Raw genomic sequence first — 15,288 nt, forward strand, 5'->3', positions numbered from 1 at the left:
GGGCCTCGCTTGTTGCGCTTCACGGCCCATCACCCGATCGGCGGCGACCTCCGTGGGCCGGTACCGCACCGTCACCGTCGCCCTGTTCAAGCTCGGCGAGGTCCGGGGACTGCTCGTAGCTGCCGGCCGCCTCGATCCACCCGGCGGCTTCGACGTACTTCCAGTCGGACGGCCGGATCTCCAGGCTGCGTCGAAGAAGCTCACTGACCTCGACAAGCTCGCCGCCGAGACCGACGGCGAGCAATACATCACCGCGCAGGCGCGCTGCGCGAGTTGCCCGGCGTGGACTGGGAAGCCGTCCGAGCCGTCCCCAAGGGCAAGCCGTCCGCGCTCCTGGAGTACGCCAAGCTGGCCCCCACCCGCGCCGCCGCCGTCAAGGACTTCTGCCAGGCTCTGGCCGACCGCCACGGCGTGACCGTCTGGGCGTGGTGCAGCCCCTACTCCGGCGGCTGGGAGCTCGCGCGCGAGTCTCCGGGGAGGGACTGAGGGATCCCCGCATCTCGTCGTGGCTCGAAAGGATCTGTACGATGCGTGCGCCCATGGGCTCTTGTCGGGAGATGTCCCGCGGGGGCCCTTCTTCTCAACGTGGGGATGCATATGCGCATACGCGCTTCGGTCGCCGCTCTGTCCGGCGCCCTGGTTCTCGCTTCGGCTCTGGTGTTTCCCGCCGCCGCGCAGGCGCACGCGGGACCGATGGACAGTGACGACACGACGATCACGAAGGTCGTCGTCAACGGCGGCAAGGACATCGTTCTCGGTACCTCCGCCAAGCAGTCGTTCACCGCCACGGTGGCCGCGGCCGACCCGGACGGCGTCACCGGCGGCTGGGTCGCCCTGTGGCACGGCACCTCCTTCGACGACCAGGGCAGGGACGGCGTTCTGGTGCCCGCCGAGCAGGGATCGGGCTCCTGCGTGGCGACCAGTGCCCAGACTTCGACGTGCACGGTCCACTTCACCGTGGACCCGAAGGCAGACATGACCAAGAACGCCTATGCCGGCACCTGGCACGCGTACGCCATCGCGTACGGCCTCCCGAGCGGTTCCACTAGCGACGGATACGCCGGCTCCGTGCACATCAAGCGCAACACCACGCTGACCGCGAACGCCTCGCCCGAGCCGGTGGTCCATGGCCGGACCATCACGGTAAAGGGCACGCTCACCCGCGCCAACTGGGAGACCCATGCGTACGCGGGCCTGAGTAACGTGTCGGTGAAGCTCCAGTACCGCAAGTCGGGCACCAGCACGTACACGACCCTCAAGACCGTCACCAGCGGCTCCGGCGGAGCGGTGACGGCCACCACGACCGCGACGAGCGACGGGTACTACCGCTTCTCCTACGCCGGTACCACGGCCACCGACGCCGCGACGTCTGCCAGCGACTTCGTCGACGTCCAGTAGGAACCCGGGACCCGCTTCCAGGACCAGGGACAGGGGAGCGGGGAACCCGCCGCCGAGATCAGTCTCGGCCGCCACTGGCAGCTTGTCGTCGTCGGTCGCGATCATGAGGTCGGCGTATCCGGGCTTTTGGGCTTTCGCGATGTTCAGCAGCGCTTGCACCTGGCGAGCACACGCTCTGGCGTGTACGCGACCCAGTCGATCGGCGGTCGTCCGGGTCGGCCGAGCTTGTGCCATGCGCGCAGCCACGGCAGTGCGATACCGCCGCCTGACTCGGCAAGCCCATCGACGGGGTGTTCCTGGCCGCCCTCCTCACCGTCATCGGCTCCCAATCGTCTCGGTGCGGGCGGGCGCCGAGAGAATCACGAACCGTGCGCCCGCGGGGCCAGGTCTTCCTCGATCTGGCCCGGCGCGGGGGTGCGGGCCGAGGAAGCAGGACTGTCCCCAGGGGTCGTCCCGGCACTCACCCGCCCATGAACGCAGGTGAACGACCTTGTACTCCGCCCAGCAAGCCACCAACAGACTTGGAAAGCCTGTTGGGGGCATTGGCCCAGCGGGCCCCTATGGCTACTCAAGGCTCAACGCGCGTTGCCGTCCGGCTGTCGCAACTGTCCCCCAACGAGCACCTCTGCCAGATAGCGTGACGCCCGTCACACGTGGAGGGGGAGCGGCATGGCATTCATCTCGAAGAAGAGCCCAGAGCAACAGGCCCAGGCAGCCACAGAGAAGGAGCGCAAGCGGCAGGAGGCGGAAGAGAAGCAGCGGGCCGAGCGACTCGAACGCGAGAGACAGGCGTTCCTGGCCACGCCCGTGGGTCAAGCACGCCAGTGCTTTGAGCGGGGGGACCTCGTATATCAGTGCTCAATCGACGTTATGAGCCAGCAAGCGATCATCGTTGCCATGGTTGGTAGCGCGACCACACAGCAAACGGCGGATGCTGTAGTCGTCCTCAACGCCGTGTGTCGAGAGGGGTGGGAGCTGGCGAACGGCTCCTTCGTCTTCGTAGAGCAGGGCCAGCAGAGCCGCGACAAGTTCATGTCATCCGGTCAGAACGTCGCGATCAAGGGCGAAACAGTGGGCTACTACCTCTTCAAGCGCTGCGAGGCGAACAGACGCGAGTCCTGACCGGCAGCCGGCGCCCGTTGCACCGGTCGGAGAGCTCCGGATCAGAAGTCCTCTGACATCCAAGGCTGACATCAACGACGCCGGACGGAGGCGTACGCCAGCGTCTCTGTCCGGCCATCGCACCAGTGGATGGCAGCTGCTGGAGCGGACTCGGATCGAACTTGTAAAGCAGCGGTCACGTATCGAGGGCCGGACGGCAGTGACGGCAGCGAGTGCAGAGGACGACAACACCCAGCGGCCTGTCACGGAATCACTGCAGCCCCGCTGGGCTGGCAAGCTGGGGTGTGCCCGCATCTTCTAAGCGCTTGGCCGCAGGTTCGAGTCCTGCCGGGGGCGCCACCCCTCGCCCTCCCGAACGGGAGGGCTTTTTGCTGGTCAGAGCGAGTGCCAGCCGACACGACGAAGCCCCGGGCCCCCTCTCGACGATCAAGGGCGGACTCCGGGGCTGTCCGGCTGTCACCGGGTTGTCGCGGGTGGCCGTGGCGAATAAGGCACAGCCCCCACCCAAGTCGCTTCGGGACGAAGAGGTCACCTTTCCAGGCCAGCGGCAGGCGATGGAGGAGCCCGGGCCGTCCCCGGGCCGTCCGAGGTCACCCGGCGCTGACCAACAACGACAGAAGCCCACGGCACCTGAGCAGCTCAGAGCCGTGGGCTTCCTCTGCCTCGCTGGTGAGCGAGACCAGTGATCAGTAGACCGGCTACTGCATCCAGGCCGTGCCTGGCTGGCATGTCGACGGGACGCAGCTGTAGGCCGCTCCCTGAGTTCGTTACTGATCGTCGGTCTGCCGCGCAGAATGCAGGAAATCCGTCGCCGTGTGCCAGTACGCCGTCACGGCTGATGCGAAGTCCTCGGCCGGTCGTGAACCTGCCGCTATGTCCACCAACGTCTTGTAGACATGGGTGGATGCGGCATGCACAGCATCGGCAGCCGGCCGTGAAGAGAGGCTGCCATCAAGCGTGACGACGTTCAGGTGCCTGTGAAACTCGCCGTAGGCTGTCCGTAACTCCTCCAGATGCCGATCGAGAGCGGCTGATCGGTCGGAAGGGTCATCAATCCCCAAGAATGCGGGCGTCCTTCGATACAGGGCCCCCATGTGATTGATCTGCTCGTTGAACGCAAGGTGAGCCGTACGCATGGCTTCGCGCCGCGCCGCTGCATGGTGAGCCTCTGCTGCGGCCATAGCCTGCACGCGTGCAGCTTGGGCGTTACCTCTGCTGGTCACCCAGCTGGCGGCTATCGCCGTGACAGCAGTCAAGATCGCGACCCATAGCGCGCCATCCCCCATGGCCCAGAAGTGTGTCGGAGTTCTCCGTACTAGGACAGACAGCGCGCGCTCAGAACCGCGCGCGCCCGGCTTGGGGCGCGGTCTGACGGCATCATCACGGGTTGCGCCTGGCAACCCGAACAGCCGAGCCCCGACCCAGCGCGTGCGGGTGATCCGTTCGTCTCGCACGTGAGTGGCCAGACGCGTCGCCGTTCCGGGCGGACATGAAGGCCGTGGGCAGGCAAGGGGATTGCCTACCTCACGAAGAGCGCCGGCCGCGCCTGAGACCAGCGCGTGGCAGCCACAGCCGACCCGCCGCCGGGCTTGATCGAGGCACTGCCCCACCGGGCACAGGACCTCGCACACGCAACCGCATGCCCCACCCCCGCCTCCTGCGCCATCTGCCCGGCACGCCGACGACCCCGTGTGCGGTCATCGGCTGCACCGATCGCCGCAGTCGCCCACTTGGGGGACGCCCGGATGCGATGCGTGCAGGCTTCCGTACGGTCGGTTGCAGGGCCGGGATGTGCCTGGCCCACCAAGTCGGGAGGTTCGTCATGCGTCGCATCGGCTCGACACTCGCCACACTCTCCGCCGCCGGAGTGCTCGCGCTCGCCGTTCCGGGCTCGGCCTTCGCCGCGAACGGGTTCCTCGCGATCGACGGAGTCCGTCACGACGACCCGAAAGGCTGCTTCGAGATAGCTCGACTGTCAACCGTCTTCAACTTCACGGACACACCCGCCCTGGTCCACAACGTTCCGGGCTGCGCAGGCGGGTTCGTCCAGGTCATCCCTCCTGGCTTGGCAGTACAGGTGCCCGGAACGCACAGCATCTTCATCGGTTGACCAGTGGCGGGGCCTCCGTCCTGCCTGGCCCGAGTGCCCCAGGGCAAGAAGTCACCTCAGGTTGCGTCCCGCAGCGGATCCGGCAGGTCGTGCCACTCGTGACCGCACCCATCGGCGCAATGCAGCGTCCGCCTGACCGTCGCGCCACCATGTGCCGCGTCTTCCCAGCGCTTGGCCGCAGGTTCGATTACTGCCGGTGCGCAAGTCCCCGCCCTCCCGCTCGGGAGGGCTTTTTGCTGGTCGGGTCAGGTATGGCTCGGCACAGGTGAGCCCCGGACGCCCCCTTGGTGGTCAAGGGCTGACTCCGGGGCTGTCCAGCTGCCACAGTTCAGCCACCTGGCGCTGTTCGTCCTCGCTGTGCCGGCGAAGGATGCGCGTCAGGGCGGGACGCTCCCGCACGGTCAGGCGCCCGGTGGACCAGGCCCCGGACGCCGGCTGCCAGTGTCCACGCGAGGAGGGGAAATGCCGCCACCCGCTCCATGCCTCCCATGCCGAGTCCGAGATAGCGGTGGGAGAGAAAGAGAGCGAAGGCCGTGACCGCGGCTGCGCCGAGCAGGCCGGCCGCCCGTCGCAGTGGACCCGGCACATCGGCCGCCAGGCCGACTCCCGCCAGCAGAAGACCGATGTTGCCCACCGCCATGATGAGCAGGGCCCCGAGGATGTGCGGGTTCTCGTGGACGTCCGCGGGCGCCAGCCCGGCCAGCGCGAACCCCACGCCGGCGCAGGCCAGCAGGCAGCGGGCCACGATCGCGGTCGCGCCTCTGCGCCACAGGGCACCGGTCAGGGCGACGCCGACGAGAAGAAGCGCGCCGAGAGCGATGAACGAGGCGTTCATCAGGCCGTGCTCGGGAGAACAGATGTAGCGCGGCTCGGGATCCGACTGCATGGCGCAGTGGGCATTGCCCAGGTCGCTGATGTTGTTCCGTGCCCAGCTGTACGGTCTTGCCCAGGCCGACTCGACGATCGCGTGGACCACGAAGAACTGCACCACGCCTGCGACCCATGCGGTGTATCCGATCCGAGCCTTCAACCGACCGTCCTCCCTCGCACGACTACGTGCGAACAGCGGATCACGCGCGGCCGGCCTCGGACACTCCGACAAGCCCCCGGAGATGGGGTGGGGCAGACCCTACGTGCAGCCGCCTCGGCGCGAGCGCCGCCGGTCGCCTTCCCGGCAAGGTCCGTTACCGGGCGAGTCAGTTCCAACGACGGCTCGACGCGCTGGCAGCCGTCGGGGCCTTCCACTCGTGCCGAAGCAACTCCAGCCCGAAGCCGCTCCGCCGGCCTGCTCCGTCAGTGGCAGTCGAAGCGCCAGTTCCACGGGAGGTCCGGGCACTGGCGGCAGAGGAAGAAGTAGACGCCGCCGCCGTGACCCAGCTGGATGTCGCCGGTGATGGTCAGAAGGTGCTCCATGCGGTGGCCGCTCTCGCAGTCCGGCCAGTCGGCGGGCTGGGTCCAGGCGGGCCAGCCGCCGACCTTCGTGCCGATGATGTCGGAGTCCGGTGGCCACTTGGCGCCGCCCGACGGCAGCCGGAGACGGGGTTCCCAGGTCTCCCAGATGTCCCAGGGTAGATCGAGCCACCTCGGACAGCCCTCCGCGACGACCGGGGACAGCGTGGACGGTTCCGGCATGTGGTCCTCGTCGTAGTCCCCCCTCGCTCACCCCGGGGACCTCCGACAGGAGCCCTCCCGCCACGACCTCCGCCTCGTTGCGCTCCGGGTTGAGGAGGGTGGCCTGCCGGGCGAGACCCGGTACTCCGGTATCAGTGAGCGCAGATCCTTCGCGGGCAACTCGGGTGTCTCACCGGGCGTCGCCGCTCCAGAGGGGTACAAGATCGATGGGCACTGCGGGCACGTTAACGTCTGCCACTGACAAGCCTGTGCGGCCACTGGTGACTCGTCGCCCTGTGCGGGGTCCGAGGTCGATGCGGAGTCGTCCAGCGGAGTCCGCCACCAGTCGCTTTCCGGCCAACATGCCCTGAAAGCAAGGGTTTGAGAAGATTTTCGTTGACTTGGGTGTCCGATGTGGATCAGGCTCACCTGGTCGGCGGAAAGATCACCAGCCGACAGCGCGCGCGGCACTGACCAGCCGGGGGCGCTCCACCGCGGTTCCGGCATGACGGCCCAGCGCCGAACGGGGTGTCCGGACACCACTTATTCCTGAGGGGGAAACTCAGCCATGCGCAAGACCACAGCCAGGCTGGCGCTCATCGGTGTGTCGGCGGCGACGCTGTCGATGGTTCCGCTGGCCGGTACGTCGTACGCCGCCGGCTGCAGCGGTGCCGGGTGCGACAACAAGGGCCCGGCCACCTACAAGTGCGACGACAGCAGCTCCACCAAGCGGACGGTGAACAGCAACGGCCGCGTGGCGGAGCTGCGCTGGTCGGCCGACTGCCTGGCCGGCTGGGTGCGGATCAAGAACAACGCGGACCCGTCGGTCTACGACTCCACCGCGACCATCGAGAAGTGGAGCCTCGACGGCAAGCTGCTGAAGTCCCTGTCCGTCAGGACGCCCAACTACGGCAAGACCGACTGGTCGAACATGCTCGGCGGTCCGGAGTACAAGTACCGCGTGTGCGTCCGCTTCGACAGCGACCTGTACCCGCTGCAGTGCAGCAGCAAGTTCTAGTGCGGGCTCCCGTGACGCCGGCCCGCCACTTGACCGGCTGAGCGGAACCCGTCACGACGCAACTCGCCCTTCCTCGCGGCCCGTATCCGTTCGCCACGGCTCGGATACGGGCCCGCGGCGCCGGTTCGGCCGGGAACACCGCGGCGCGCTCCCATATGGCCCTGCCGGCCCGTCGCGCTCATCATGAGCGGTATGCGAAGCGTTCAGGTGGGGGCCGCCCGAGCGGGCGGCAAGGCGCGGGGGTCGCTCGGTGGGGCGTCGGTCTGTCTTTTCGGGCTGGGGAGCCTGGAAGCGGGGATTTATCTCGCCGAGCTGATCATGGACGGGGACCGTTACGTCGCCATGCTCGAGTCCGCCGTTGGGTTGTTGGCCGCTGGCTGTGTCGTCGGAGTCGTGCACCATGTGCGGATCAGGCGGGCGGGGAGGCAAGGGGGACCTCCTGGCGGCTCAGGGGCTTGAGGGCTCAGAGGCTGAGGGCTCAGGGACCGAGAGCTCAGGGGATGGGGCGCCGCCCGGTGGGGAAATTGCGTGGCGGTCCGGTCGTACGAAGGCGGAGACTCGGGGCGTGGCTGATATGGGGGCGTTCCGGGATGCGGTCGGTGTGTGGGCGGCCGGTGGGGACGGTGGGCCCGCGCGGGAGCTGGCCGGGCGGTTGTCGGTGCGGGTGGCCGTGCTGCTCGAAGGGCCGAGCGATGTCGCGGGCGTCGGTGCTCTGGCGGCGCGCCGGGGTCGGGATCTGGCGGCCGAAGGGGTTTGCGCGGTGTCGATGGGCGGCGCCATGAGCGTCGGGCACTTCGCCCGGGTCCTCGGGCCGCCCGGTCTCGGCCTGCGGCTCACGGGGCTGTGCGACGAGGCGGAACGTGGTTACTACGTCCGTGGGTTGGAGCGGGCCAGTGCCGCGTGGCAGGGGTTCTTCGTCTGTGCGGCGGATCTGGAGGACGAGCTCATCCGCGCGCTCGGTGTGACGCGGGTGGCGGAGCTCGTCCGGGCGGAGGGCGACGAGCGGGCCCTGCAGACCTTTCTGCGCCAGCCCGCGCAGCGGGGCCGTACCGCGCAGCAGCAGTTGCGGCGCTTCTTCGGTACCAAGAAAGGGCGGAAGATCCACTACGGCCGGGTGCTGGTGGAGGCACTCGAGGCCGATCGCGTACCGGAGCCACTCGACGGTCTGCTCGCCGCTCTCTGACCGGCCGGGCGGATTCGGCCGACGCCGCCCAGGTCCGCCGTCCGAGTCCGCCGCCCAGGTCCACCGCTTCGGGCCGCCGCCCAGGGTCACGGCCCGGGTCCCCCGCCCTGGTCCGCAGCCCGGATCCGTCGCGCTCAGACTCCGGCCCGTCGGCCGTCCCGCGTCGCCGCGGTGATCACTGCGGAGACGACGGTGGTCCCGGCGAGGCTTCCCATCATGACCAGGCCCACGCCGACCACGAAGAGGCCGCTGGAGTCGTCCGACCAGTCGTAGTACGCGGCGGCGGTCAGGCCGGCCGAGGTGCCGAGCACCGCGGCCGCGACGTGGTTCCGGAACGCCGCGAGGCACACCGGTACCAGGAGCGTCAGCACGAGCCCGATGACCTGCCACGCCTCGTACGGACCGGTCGTCGAGCCGTCGGGGTGGACGTCCCGGTGCTGGTCCCAGCCCAGCCAGGCGGCCCACAACGCCGCTGACACGCCGGCCAGTACGAGGATCGACAACAGATGGAGGGCGGGTTTCCGCGATTCTCTGCTCATGGGCCAAGCTTTCCGGCCCGCCCCGGTACGGGAACAGGGCGCTGGTACTCAGGTCCACCCGAGTACCTCAGCGCCCCGTTCTCCGCCTCGTCCGCTCCGCTCAGGCCGCCAGTTCCGGGGTCGTCTCCTCCGCGCGCTCCGCCGCCGCCTTCGCCGCCAGGGCGTTCACGGACGCGTTGAAGCGCTCCATGGAGGTCGGGTGGTCGGGGCCCAGGACGTACTCCTTGAGGGTGCGGCGGTCCAGGGCCATGGGGTCGGTGTGCGGGGCACGGACCGAGTCCAGGATCTCCGTCAGGCGGGCGCACTCGCTGTCGAGGAGGTAGGCGCCGCCGGCCGTGGTGTAGGCGGCCCGGAACTCGGGGTCCGGCAGATCGTGGGCGTTGGTCAGGACGTACGGCTTGAGGCTGGCCACGAAGTCGGCGACGACCGAGGAGACGTCGCTGATGAGGATGTCCGCCTGGTTGAAGCACTCGTAGAGGGTGGGCAGTTGCTTGAGGATCACGTTGTGGCGGACCGGGCCCCGGGTCTCCCAGAAGATCCGGTGCCACTCGGCGCGCAGCTCCTGCCACTCGGCCGCCCCCGCGCGGTCCGGCACCCGGGCCTCGCGCATCTGCTCGGCGTCGTCGCCGCCGTTCCGGCCGGCCAGCTCGTCGAGGCGGGCCTGGATCTCCTTCAGGCGGGGCTTGACGGCGGCGACCGCGGCCTCCGCCTCGGCGGCACCGCGCTGCTCGTTGTCCCCGCGCAGCAGCTCGCGGATCTCCTTGTCGGCCTGGGCCGCCTCGGCCGAGCGCTTGCCGGTGAGCGGGTGCGGCTTGTAGATGACCCGGACGTTCTCCGCGAGGAGCTTCTCGATCAGGCGCACGCCCATCGGGATCAGCGAGGTGTGACAGTCGTCGTCGCTCCAGCCCTCCCAGGTGGGCGCGTACAGGACGACGGGCAGCGGGCCGGGCGTGTGCTCGGCGTGCAGCCGGATCGGGGAGAGCTGGGGGCGGCCCACCTCCACGATGGCGCTGTCGCTGATGGCGTGACGCACCCGCTGGTAGCGGTCGCGGCCGGCCCGGCCGGCCACCCAGATCTCGTCGTACACCTTGCTGACCCGGTTGCTGCTGGCGAGCTTGTCGCTGTCGCCGTGGCCGATGAAGACGTGCTTGGCCTCGGCCACCCGGAGCATGTGAACGTTCTTGCCCGCGTTGCCCGGGTAGAGCACGACGCGCACGCCGGAGAGTTCGAGTTCGGCCAGGTCGTCGGCCTTCGGCACACAGACCACCGGGATCCAGGTCCGGCTGAGGTAACGGAAGGAGGGCCGCTCCCGGAGGATGATCACCGGGCGCATGTCGAGCTGCTCCAGCGTCTCGATCCACATGTTGACCTGGTACATGAAGTCACGGGAGACGGCCGCGAAGCTGAAGTAGAGCGCCACCTCGGGGCGGTACCCGGCGAGCTGCCGGTTGACCTCGGCGAACACCTCGTCCTGCGCGGGCATGCGGCGGACCTTGCGGTACTGGTCCAGCAGCGCGACGACGACCGCCGTGGTCACGCCGACGGTGACGGCGAAGGCCCCGTACGCCGGTTCCCAGGAGCCGACCGCCAGCGCGGCGAGGAGCCCGGCGTGGGCCGGCAGGTCGAGGTGGAGGAGCTTGCGCAGGAAGCGCCGGTAGAGGAGGGCGGGCGGCTGCTTGGGTATGGGCAGCCCGCTCATGTCCAGGTTGCGCACGACCAGCGGCAGCACCCGGCGCCGGCGGATGGCGTGGTGCACCGCCGTGTACAGCATCATCATCGCGAAGTGGGCGCTGAAGACGGCCAGCGCCGCCACCAGGACCGCCTCCGGCGCGTCCATCCGGCTGGCCAGCGCGAGCAGCATCACCGTGCGCACCGCGAACCGCAGCGGCCTGGTGAGCTGCAACGCCGCGAGCCTGCGCACGAACCCCGGAGCCCTGGAGTGCAGCACCTCGTCCACGGCGTACGTCACGGCCGATGCCACGGCGAAGCCCCGCCAGTCGGGCAGCAGCGCGAAGACAGGCAGCGCGGCGAAGCCGGCGCCGAGCAGGAGCACGAGGAGCAGCTCGGTCACCCCGCGCACGCGCAGGGCACCGCACAACCGACGGATCGTCATGGGCAAGGTTTCCTCTTCCGGGCAGGCGTGCACGATGGGGGCAAACGCCGTTGTTCGTCAGTTCGACTGAGGAAGAGGGCGAAGAGTTGTACACCAGACCGAAAGAAGCAGTTCGGATTCCGTTTCCCCGGGTATTCGGTCGGGTTCGGCTCTTCGGCCGGCAGTAGAGTCGCCGTGGGGAAGGGAGAGGTCACGTGCGACTTCGCTGCGCGGTACTGGACGACTACCAGGGGGTGGCCACCGCCTCCGCCGACTGGTCGGTGCTCGGGGACCGGGTGGAGGTCGTCGCGCTGCGCGAGCATCTGGCGGGTGAGGACGCCCTGGCCGCGGCCCTCGCCGGCTACGACATCGTCGTCACTCTGCGCGAGCGCGTTCCCTTCCCCGGCTCGCTGATCGCCCGCCTGCCCCGGCTGAAGCTGCTCGTCGCCTCCGGGATGCGCAACAGTGTCATCGACTACACCGCCGCCGAGGCGCACGGGGTCACCGTGTGCGGTACGGCGAGTTCGTCGACGCCTCCCGTGGAGCTGACCTGGGCGCTGCTGCTGGGTCTGGCCCGCGGGATCGTCGAGGAGAGCGACGCGCTGCGCTCGGGCGGGCCCTGGCAGTCCACCGTCGGCGCCGATCTGCACGGACACCGGCTCGGCCTGCTCGGACTCGGGAAGATCGGCAGCCTGGTGGCGCGGGTCGGGCTGGCCTTCGGCATGCGGGTGAGCGCCTGGAGCCAGAACCTCACCAAGGAGCGGGCCGAGAAGGTCGGCGTGGAACTGACCGCCGGCAAGGAGGACCTCCTGGCGTCCAGCGACTTCGTCTCCGTCCATCTGGCTCTCGGTGAGCGCACGCGCGGTCTGATCGGCGCCGCCGAACTCGCCCTCATGAAGCCGACCGCCTACCTGGTCAACACCTCCCGCGCGGCGATCGTGGACCAGGACGCCCTGCTGACCGCGCTGCGCGAGGGCCGGATCGCCGGTGCCGGCATCGACGTCTTCGACCTCGAGCCGCTGCCCGCGTCCCACCCGATGCGCACCGCGCCCCGCCTCCTCGCCACGCCCCACCTGGGCTATGTCTCACGGGCCAACTACGCGACGTACTACGGCCAGGCGGTGGAGGACATCCAGGCGTACCTTGCGGGTTCTCCGGTGCGCCGGCTGCCCTGAGGTTCTCGGGCACGGCAACCGGCGTCCGGCCTCCGGCTACGGCAGCCGGTGTCCGGCCGGCTCAGCGGGTTCCGGGCAGCGGTAGATGCCCTCGCTCCGGTGCAGATGGTGGAGGTCTACCAGGTAGCGCCGGAGCGTCACATGGTCGATGCCGTCGGCGTCCTGGCACCAGGCCCGCAGTCGCTCGTTCACGACCCGCTCCGGGTACGCGACGCCCGGCTCGAAGGTCTGTTCGGCGATGTGCCGCAGTACCAGCTTCTTCCGGGTCCACTGGGCGGGCAGCCGTACCAGCCGCCCGTCCCGGACGAAGGTGTCCAGGACCGCGTCCGTCCCGTTCCCGGCCCGCGATGCCGGCCGCTCACGGCGGGCCAGCTCACGGAACAGGCCGTAGGAGACGGCGAGCGCGCCCGCCGGGCCGTCCGTCACCGCCCCCTGCTCGCGCAGCCGGAGCAGCGCCGGCGCCGTGTCCTTCGCGGACAGCCCGGCCGCCTCGGCGACCCGTTCGGGTGTGTCCGCGCCCAGGGCCACGGCGGCGAGGGCGCGCAACCGGCGCTCCTCGGCCAGCAGCCCGATCAACTGCCTGGCCCGCTCGCTCGTTCCGGCGGCGCTGCCCGGGTCGGCTTCTGTGTCGGCGGCCGTGCCTGAGTCGGTGGTCATGACCGGAGGCTAGGCGGCCGGCCTCGCCGGACGCCTCCCAATTTGGGCGCGCCGGACGTGCGTCGGACGTCTGCCGTACGTCCGCCGGCCCCGTTGCGCTCGGCGGCCCCTGCGCCGCCGCTCCACGCCCCGCTCCACACCCCGCCCGGCGGCGCCCCCCGCGCGCCCCGTTGAACGGGTGATCCCCGGCTGATCGGCGTGACCAGCCCCCTGCCGGGCCGTTGAACGGGGAAGTGCGGCGGCTGGTCCTGCCGCCGTACCCCCGAGCAAAAGGAGAACCTGATGTCTCGCATCGCGAAGGCAGCCGCCGTCGCCCTCGGCACGGGTGCCGTGGTGATCGGCGGCGCCGGCCTCGCCCTGGCCGACGCGGGCGCCGAGGGTGGAGCCCTCGACTCGGCCGGCGTGCTGTCCGGAAACGCGGCCCAGGTTCCGGTGCACGTCCCCGTGAACGTGTGCGGGAACACGGTCGACGTCATCGGCGCGCTGAACCCCGTGTTCGGCAACGTCTGCGGCAACGGCGGCGACCACAAGGTCACCCCGGGCAACCCCGGCCCCGGCGCCTACGGCAACTGATCCGGCCGCACGGACAGCGCAGAGCCCCGGCACCTCGAGCGCCGGGGCTCTTCCCGTGTCCGTGTCCCGCTCACGCGTACCGGTAGATCCCGCTCATGTCCTCGAGCTGGTCCGGCGTCACGTCCCAGGGCGGGAGTTTCTGGTACCGGGCGATGATCCGCCCGTGCTGCCGGTCCCCCGAGGGGGGTGGACTCGCGGGCAGATAGCGGTGGCTGCGGTGGGCGAGCTGCCACCGGTGCCACTGCATGTCGAGGAAGGCGTGGTGCAGCCAGAACACCGGGTCGTTGACGGACGCGCCACCGAGCATCACACCGCCGACCCAGCGGTGCACCCGGTTGTGGTTGCGCCAGGAGGCGCTGCCGCTGCCGGGTCCCCAGCCCTCCAGCTTGTTGCGGAATCCCGTGGCGGCCGTCGAGTCCCAGGGCCGGGCGTCGTAGACGGGGTCGTCGAGGGCCCACTGGAGCTGGCTCCTGGTGGGCAGCGCGATGGGATTGGCGGCCCGGCCCAGGTCCCGGGTGAGGAACCTGCCGTTCGTGATCCCGACCCTGATGGTCCAGTGGCCCGCCGCGTAGGCGAACGGACCGGTCATCACCTGCCGGTCGGAGCGCCGCCCGTTGCCGCCGAGGACGTCCGCCGTCCACGGCACCGAAGTCTTCGTACGGTTCCGGGTCCAGTCCCAGTACGGCACCGTCACCGAGGAGTCCACCCGGCGCAGCGCCCGCTCCAGGTCCAGCAGGAACTGGCGGTGCCAGGGCAGGAAGGACGGGGCCATGTGGGCGGAGCGCAGCCCGGTCTCGCCGTCGGCGGCGTAGTGGTCGATGTGCATGCGCACGAACTCGTCGTACTCGCCGCGCCGTTTCAGCTCCAGCAGAGCGTTGACGAACCTGCGGCGCTCGGTGCGGGTCAGCGTGCTGACGTCCTTACGCACGTACACCATGACGGCCTCCCATGTGGTGCCCGGCCATCTCGCCGCCGACCGGTCCGGGGGCGAGGTCGCGCAGTTGCTGCCCGGGACCGATCTCGTCGACCGCCGCGCGGGTCGCCTCCAGCGCGGTCGGGTACGAGGCGTAGTGGTCGAGCATGCTCAGCCAGGTGCCGTCGGCCCGGCGCATGAGGTGCAGCGGGTGGCCGTCGATGGTGACCTCCCAGTCGCCGTCGGCCTTGCGGCGCCCGGCGATCGGCACCAGGGCGCCCTGGATGCGGCGGCCCCGGTAGGTCTCGTCGAAGGAGTTGCCCCCGGGACCACGCCCGGCAGGCAGGGGACGGGAGGCGGCGACGACCGGGGCGAGCGCCAGGGCGGCGCCGGTGGCCAGCAGCGCCCGGGCCGCCTCTCTGCGGGAGACTCTGCGACCACCCGCCGCGACTTGCTGATTCGCCCCCACCGCGACGCCTCCGGCACCGACGACCATCTCTCACTCCTCGATCGGGATCAGATGTCCGTATCGGTAACCGACGGGACCCGGGCCGAGTCACCGATCAGGGCCATCCGGCGGTACGCGGCGCGCGGCGTACCGCCGGGTGCCCTAGCCGGTCGCTCGGTGAACGATCGGCTCATCGGATCTTCACTCTTCGGCTCTGCGCTCATCGGATCGTCGTTCATCGGCTCGTCATTCATCAGCCGATCACTCATCAGTTCGCCGTTCGTCGGCTCTTCACTCTTCGGCTCTTCACTCTTCAGCTCTTAACTCATCGGTTCTTGAGCCATCGGTTCTTCATTCGTCCGCTCTTCGACTCATGGGCTCATGCGTTCGTCGTTCATCAGCCGCTCATTCTTGGGCTCGTCATTCATCAGCTCGTCGGCCGGGCCCGC

At 69.8% G+C, this 15,288-nt stretch carries 18 protein-coding genes and 1 pseudogene; 9 read left to right on the plus strand and 10 right to left on the minus strand.

The genetic code is table 11. From position 1 onward, the window contains the following. Positions 1-19: 19 nt before the first annotated feature. Positions 20-244, minus strand: a complete 225-nt coding sequence (locus ACZ6B1_RS06585; protein WP_468775538.1) for a hypothetical protein — start codon at positions 242-244, stop codon at positions 20-22. A 38-nt stretch (positions 245-282) separates the two neighbouring features. Here ACZ6B1_RS06585 and ACZ6B1_RS06590 point away from each other — a divergent pair, with 38 nt between their 5' ends. From ACZ6B1_RS06590 to ACZ6B1_RS06600, 3 genes are all read left to right on the plus strand, one after another. Then, on the plus strand, positions 283-486 hold the full coding sequence (locus ACZ6B1_RS06590) for a hypothetical protein (RefSeq protein ID WP_468775540.1): 204 nt from the start codon (positions 283-285) through the stop codon (positions 484-486). A gap of 111 nt (positions 487-597) precedes the next feature. After that, positions 598-1,398: a hypothetical protein gene (locus ACZ6B1_RS06595; RefSeq protein ID WP_468775542.1), complete on the plus strand. Its 801-nt coding sequence runs from the start codon at positions 598-600 to the stop codon at positions 1,396-1,398. A 669-nt stretch (positions 1,399-2,067) separates the two neighbouring features. Then, the gene (locus tag ACZ6B1_RS06600; RefSeq protein ID WP_468775544.1) at positions 2,068-2,520 is read left to right on the plus strand and encodes a hypothetical protein; all 453 of its coding nucleotides are present in this window, start codon (positions 2,068-2,070) and stop codon (positions 2,518-2,520) included. A 767-nt stretch (positions 2,521-3,287) separates the two neighbouring features. Here ACZ6B1_RS06600 and ACZ6B1_RS06605 read toward each other — a convergent pair. Next, positions 3,288-3,701 (minus strand): hypothetical protein, encoded by a 414-nt coding sequence (locus ACZ6B1_RS06605; protein ID WP_468776048.1) that lies wholly within the window; start codon positions 3,699-3,701, stop codon positions 3,288-3,290. 235 nt (positions 3,702-3,936) lie between these two features. Here ACZ6B1_RS06605 and ACZ6B1_RS06610 point away from each other — a divergent pair. Beyond that, positions 3,937-4,036 (plus strand): annotated as a pseudogene (locus ACZ6B1_RS06610) (GntR family transcriptional regulator); the annotation flags it as partial. 306 nt (positions 4,037-4,342) lie between these two features. Continuing rightward, positions 4,343-4,630 carry a hypothetical protein gene (locus tag ACZ6B1_RS06615; RefSeq protein ID WP_468776077.1) on the plus strand — a complete coding sequence of 96 codons (288 nt, stop codon included), beginning with the start codon at positions 4,343-4,345 and terminating at the stop codon, positions 4,628-4,630. A 328-nt stretch (positions 4,631-4,958) separates the two neighbouring features. Here the strand turns inward: ACZ6B1_RS06615 and ACZ6B1_RS06620 are convergent, their stop codons facing one another. Together ACZ6B1_RS06620 and ACZ6B1_RS06625 are read right to left on the minus strand one after the other, a co-directional pair. Continuing rightward, entirely contained in the window at positions 4,959-5,660 is a 702-nt protein-coding gene (locus ACZ6B1_RS06620) for a DUF998 domain-containing protein (protein ID WP_468775546.1), read from the minus strand. A gap of 263 nt (positions 5,661-5,923) precedes the next feature. Further along, entirely contained in the window at positions 5,924-6,262 is a 339-nt protein-coding gene (locus ACZ6B1_RS06625) for a hypothetical protein (protein WP_468775548.1), read from the minus strand. A gap of 547 nt (positions 6,263-6,809) precedes the next feature. On the opposite strand from ACZ6B1_RS06625, the gene ACZ6B1_RS06630 reads away from it, so the two are divergent. Both ACZ6B1_RS06630 and ACZ6B1_RS06635 read left to right on the plus strand, forming a co-directional pair. Further along, positions 6,810-7,259, plus strand: coding sequence for a DUF2690 domain-containing protein (locus ACZ6B1_RS06630; RefSeq protein ID WP_468775550.1), 450 nt, complete (start codon positions 6,810-6,812; stop codon positions 7,257-7,259). Between the two features lie 565 nt (positions 7,260-7,824). Continuing rightward, positions 7,825-8,442: a TOPRIM nucleotidyl transferase/hydrolase domain-containing protein gene (locus ACZ6B1_RS06635; RefSeq protein ID WP_468775552.1), complete on the plus strand. Its 618-nt coding sequence runs from the start codon at positions 7,825-7,827 to the stop codon at positions 8,440-8,442. Between the two features lie 134 nt (positions 8,443-8,576). On the opposite strand, the gene ACZ6B1_RS06640 is transcribed toward ACZ6B1_RS06635, so the two are convergent. Both ACZ6B1_RS06640 and ACZ6B1_RS06645 read right to left on the minus strand, forming a co-directional pair. Next, positions 8,577-8,981 (minus strand): hypothetical protein, encoded by a 405-nt coding sequence (locus tag ACZ6B1_RS06640; protein WP_468775554.1) that lies wholly within the window; start codon positions 8,979-8,981, stop codon positions 8,577-8,579. Positions 8,982-9,081: 100 nt separating this feature from the next. Then, positions 9,082-11,094, minus strand: coding sequence for a hypothetical protein (locus tag ACZ6B1_RS06645; protein WP_468775556.1), 2,013 nt, complete (start codon positions 11,092-11,094; stop codon positions 9,082-9,084). A gap of 194 nt (positions 11,095-11,288) precedes the next feature. Between ACZ6B1_RS06645 and ACZ6B1_RS06650 the strand changes: the two genes are divergently transcribed. Beyond that, on the plus strand, positions 11,289-12,248 hold the full coding sequence (locus ACZ6B1_RS06650; protein WP_468775557.1) for a D-2-hydroxyacid dehydrogenase family protein: 960 nt from the start codon (positions 11,289-11,291) through the stop codon (positions 12,246-12,248). 36 nt (positions 12,249-12,284) lie between these two features. On the opposite strand, the gene ACZ6B1_RS06655 is transcribed toward ACZ6B1_RS06650, so the two are convergent. Then, complete coding sequence (locus ACZ6B1_RS06655; RefSeq protein ID WP_468775558.1) at positions 12,285-12,905, minus strand: DUF2087 domain-containing protein; 621 nt, start codon at positions 12,903-12,905, stop codon at positions 12,285-12,287. Positions 12,906-13,187: 282 nt separating this feature from the next. On the opposite strand from ACZ6B1_RS06655, the gene ACZ6B1_RS06660 reads away from it, so the two are divergent. Continuing rightward, complete coding sequence (locus tag ACZ6B1_RS06660; protein ID WP_468775560.1) at positions 13,188-13,478, plus strand: chaplin; 291 nt, start codon at positions 13,188-13,190, stop codon at positions 13,476-13,478. A gap of 70 nt (positions 13,479-13,548) precedes the next feature. Here ACZ6B1_RS06660 and ACZ6B1_RS06665 read toward each other — a convergent pair whose 3' ends face one another. The 3 genes from ACZ6B1_RS06665 to ACZ6B1_RS06675 are packed head-to-tail and all read right to left on the minus strand — an operon-like array spanning position 13,549 to position 15,108. Next, positions 13,549-14,415: a tyrosinase family protein gene (locus ACZ6B1_RS06665; RefSeq protein WP_468775561.1), complete on the minus strand. Its 867-nt coding sequence runs from the start codon at positions 14,413-14,415 to the stop codon at positions 13,549-13,551. Next, the gene (locus ACZ6B1_RS06670) at positions 14,399-14,887 is read right to left on the minus strand and encodes a tyrosinase family oxidase copper chaperone (RefSeq protein ID WP_468775563.1); all 489 of its coding nucleotides are present in this window, start codon (positions 14,885-14,887) and stop codon (positions 14,399-14,401) included. Before ACZ6B1_RS06670 ends, ACZ6B1_RS06665 begins: the two co-directional genes overlap by 17 nt. Before the next feature lie 20 nt (positions 14,888-14,907). After that, on the minus strand, positions 14,908-15,108 hold the full coding sequence (locus ACZ6B1_RS06675; RefSeq protein ID WP_468775565.1) for a hypothetical protein: 201 nt from the start codon (positions 15,106-15,108) through the stop codon (positions 14,908-14,910). Positions 15,109-15,288: the final 180 nt, after the last annotated feature.

This window comes from Streptomyces sp. NPDC041129 (genome assembly GCF_055592265.1).